Source organism: Rhizobacter sp. P2_H2 (genome assembly GCF_056403375.1).
In genome coordinates this window covers 1-3,079 of the sequence record NZ_JBFUFP010000664.1, presented here as the reverse complement: position 1 = coordinate 3,079, position 3,079 = coordinate 1, and the positions used below count along the sequence as shown (strand labels likewise).

General features: G+C 66.5%; 4 protein-coding genes and 1 pseudogene. 2 read left to right on the top strand and 3 right to left on the bottom strand.

What is annotated here, in order from left to right:
• Together AC1D15_RS24345 and fdx are read left to right on the top strand one after the other, a co-directional pair.
• A partial coding sequence (locus AC1D15_RS24345) for an Hsp70 family protein (RefSeq protein WP_477827993.1) occupies positions 1-422 on the top strand: 422 nt, incomplete at its 5' end.
• A gap of 5 nt (positions 423-427) precedes the next feature.
• On the top strand, positions 428-766 hold the full coding sequence (gene fdx / locus AC1D15_RS24340; protein ID WP_047502959.1) for an ISC system 2Fe-2S type ferredoxin: 339 nt from the start codon (positions 428-430) through the stop codon (positions 764-766).
• A gap of 284 nt (positions 767-1,050) precedes the next feature.
• On the opposite strand, the gene AC1D15_RS24335 is transcribed toward fdx, so the two are convergent.
• From AC1D15_RS24335 to AC1D15_RS24325, 3 genes and pseudogenes are all read right to left on the bottom strand, one after another.
• Positions 1,051-1,848, bottom strand: coding sequence for an ABC transporter ATP-binding protein (locus AC1D15_RS24335; RefSeq protein ID WP_477827992.1), 798 nt, complete (start codon positions 1,846-1,848; stop codon positions 1,051-1,053).
• Positions 1,849-1,850: 2 nt separating this feature from the next.
• Positions 1,851-2,756, bottom strand: a complete 906-nt coding sequence (gene ntrB, locus AC1D15_RS24330; RefSeq protein ID WP_477827991.1) for a nitrate ABC transporter permease — start codon at positions 2,754-2,756, stop codon at positions 1,851-1,853.
• A 22-nt stretch (positions 2,757-2,778) separates the two neighbouring features.
• Positions 2,779-3,079: pseudogene (locus AC1D15_RS24325) on the bottom strand (nitrate ABC transporter substrate-binding protein); the annotation flags it as partial.

Genomic DNA, 3,079 nt, shown 5'->3' with positions numbered 1-3,079 from the left:
CCGATGGGCTGCTGAGCGTCAGCGCGCGCGAGGAGGTGTCGGGCGTCGAGGCCGCGATCACCGTGAAGCCGAGCTACGGCCTGTCCGACGACGAGGTCGCGCGCATGCTGACCGAGAGCTTCAGCACGGCCGAGGCCGACATGCGCGTGCGCAGCCTGCGCGAATCGCGCGTCGAGGCCGAGCGCATGCTGCTCGCGACGCGTTCCGCGCTCGAGGCCGACGGTGACCTGCTGGGCGCCGACGAGCAGGCCGCGATCACCCACTTGCTCGCGGCGCTCGAAGCCAGCCGCGATTCCGAAGATCACCACCAGATCGACGCCGCCGTCGAGGCGCTGGCCAAGGGCACCGAAGCCTTTGCGGCCGAGCGCATGAACCGCGGCATCCGGCAGGCGCTGGCCGGCCGACGCGTCGAGGAAGTCTGAGCCCCATGCCTGTCATCAAGATCCTGCCCCATCCCGAGTACTGCCCCACCGGCACGCAGATCACCGCCACGCCGGGCACCTCGGTCTGCGAGGCCCTGCTGGAGAACGGCATCGAGATCGAGCACGCCTGCGAACTGAGCTGCGCGTGCACGACCTGCCACGTGGTGGTGCGCGAGGGCTTCTCGTCGCTCGGCGAGATGGATGAATCCGAGGAAGACCTGCTGGACCGGGCCTGGGGGCTGGAGCCGCAATCGCGGCTGTCGTGCCAGGCGATCCTGTCGCAGACCGACGTGACGATCGAGATCCCGAAGTACACGATCAACCACGCCAAGGAAAACCACTGATTCCCGTGGGTACGTCCACAGATAAAAAAACCGCCTGATCCACGCGGATCAGGCGGTCCGGAAAGGGCTGGGCCCTACTGAGGAGATAGACGACAAGCGCATCGCTCTTGCCGACTGGGTTCTAGCAGGAGTTGTGCCAGCTTTGGTGTGTCTGTGTGGCGCAGGGCTTTTCCGTTCCTCGCGAATTCACTAAACCGAAGTGCACGCTGAGCTTCAGCGCAGGCTGGACAGCAAACGCCGTCTCATCCTTGGATGAAAACCAGGGTCCGGATGCCACTGCTGGCTCAGGCGGCCTGCTCGACGTGGCCATGCCGCGTGTAGAGGAAGTCCAGCACCTCCTTGCGGTAGTGCACGTACTTGGGGTCCTCGGCGAGCTCGACACGGTTGCGCGGCCGCGGCAGCTCGATCGACAGGATCTCGCCGATCGTCGCCGCCGGCCCGTTGGTCATCATCACGATGCGGTCCGACAACAGCACCGCCTCGTCGACATCGTGCGTCACCATCACCACCGTGCTGTGCGTGCGAGCGACGATTTTCAGCAGTTCGTCCTGCAGGTGGGCACGGGTGAGCGCATCGAGCGCGCCGAACGGCTCGTCCATCAACAGCACCTTGGGCTCCATCGCCAGCGCCCGCGCAATGCCCACGCGCTGCTTCATGCCGCCGGAGATCTCGTGCGGGCGCTTGGCCGCGGCATGCCCCATGTTGACGAGCCCCAGCGCCGCCAGGGTTCGCTCCTTCAGTTGCGCCTTCGACTCGCTCGCGCCGTACACCCGCTCGACCGCCAGATGCACGTTCTCGTGGCAGGTGAGCCACGGCAGCAGCGAGTGGTTCTGGAACACCACCGCGCGCTCGGGCCCCGGCGCAGCGATCTCTCGCCCGTCGCAGATCAGCGAGCCCCCAGTGGGCAGCGTGAGCCCTGCGATCAGGTTCAGCAGCGTCGACTTGCCGCAGCCCGAATGCCCGATCAGCGTGACGAACTCGCCCTTCGCGACCGACAGGTCGATCTCGCGCAGCGCGTGGAAGCGGCCCTTCTTCGTGTGGAACACCATCTCGGCCTGGTGCACTTCGATGAATCCGGTCATGCTCAGACCTCCTCGTAGGTGAAGCGTTTGGCCACCGCGATCAGCGCCCATTCGAGCAGCAGCCCGACGATGCCGATCACGAAGATCGCGATCAGGATGTGCGTGACGTTCAGGTTGTTCCACTCGTCCCAGACCCAGAAGCCGATGCCGACGCCGCCGGTCAGCATCTCGGCCGCGACGATCACCAGCCAGGCCGTGCCCACGCTCAGCCGCACGCCGGTCAGCATGTACGGCAGCACCGCAGGGAACAGGATGCGCGTCATCACCTTCCACTCCGACAGGTTCAGCACGCGCGCCACGTTCAGGTAGTCGGCCGGCACGCGCTGCACGCCGACCGCGGTGTTGATGACCATCGGCCAGATCGAGCAGATGAAGATCGTCCAGATCGCCGCCGGGTTCGCCGCCTTGAACACCAGCAGCCCGATCGGCAGCCACGCGAGCGGCGACACCGGCCGCAGCAGGCTGATCAGCGGCGAGGCCATGTGGTTCAGGAAGCTGAAGCGCCCGATCAGGAAGCCCACCGGGATGCCGACCAGCGCCGCCAGCCCGAAGCCGATCGCCACGCGTTGCAGCGAGAACAGGATGTTCCAGCCGATGCCCTGGTCGTTCGGGCCCTTGCTGTAGAACGGATCTGCAAACAACTTGACCGCTTCGGTGAAGGTGGCGGCCGGCGTCGGGAAGCTGCCTCCCTTCATCGTCAGCAGCGCCCAGATGGCGACCAGCAGCGCGACGCCGATGACCGGCGGCAGCACCTTCAGCAGCAGCGCGTTCCAGTCGACGGCGCGCCGCGGCGGCGGCGTGGCGGGCACGGGTGTGGACGGAAGCGGCGGCGGCCTCACGACCACCGGCGGGGCCGCAGGAGCCTCGTCGCCGGCATCGCGCGGGGAATGGAACACGGCACTCACCATGGCGTTCTCCTGTGTGGCCCGCTCAGGCCTTGAGCTTGAAGCTGTCGGCGTACTTCGCCGGTTCCTTGCCGTCCCAGACGACGCCGTCGATCAGCTTCGCGCTGCGCAGCGGCTCCTTCGGCACGTTCACCTTCATCGCGCTCGCGGCCTGCTTGTAAAGCTCGATCTGGTTGATCTGCTTCGCGACGCCGAGGTAGTCCGGGTGCTCCTTCAGCAGCCCCCAGCGCTTGTGCTGCGTCAGGAACCACATGCCGTCGCTCAGGTACGGGTAGTTCACCGCGCCGTCGTTGAAGAACTTCATGTGGTTCGGGTCGTCCCAGGTC

Excerpts from the sequence above, each read along its gene's own strand:
- fdx (WP_047502959.1), top strand. The coding sequence starts at position 428 with ATGCCTGTCATCAAGATCCTGCCCCATCCCGAGTACTGCCCCACCGGC.
- AC1D15_RS24335 (WP_477827992.1), bottom strand. The coding sequence starts at position 1,848 with ATGACCGGATTCATCGAAGTGCACCAGGCCGAGATGGTGTTCCACACG.
- ntrB (WP_477827991.1), bottom strand. The coding sequence starts at position 2,756 with ATGGTGAGTGCCGTGTTCCATTCCCCGCGCGATGCCGGCGACGAGGCT.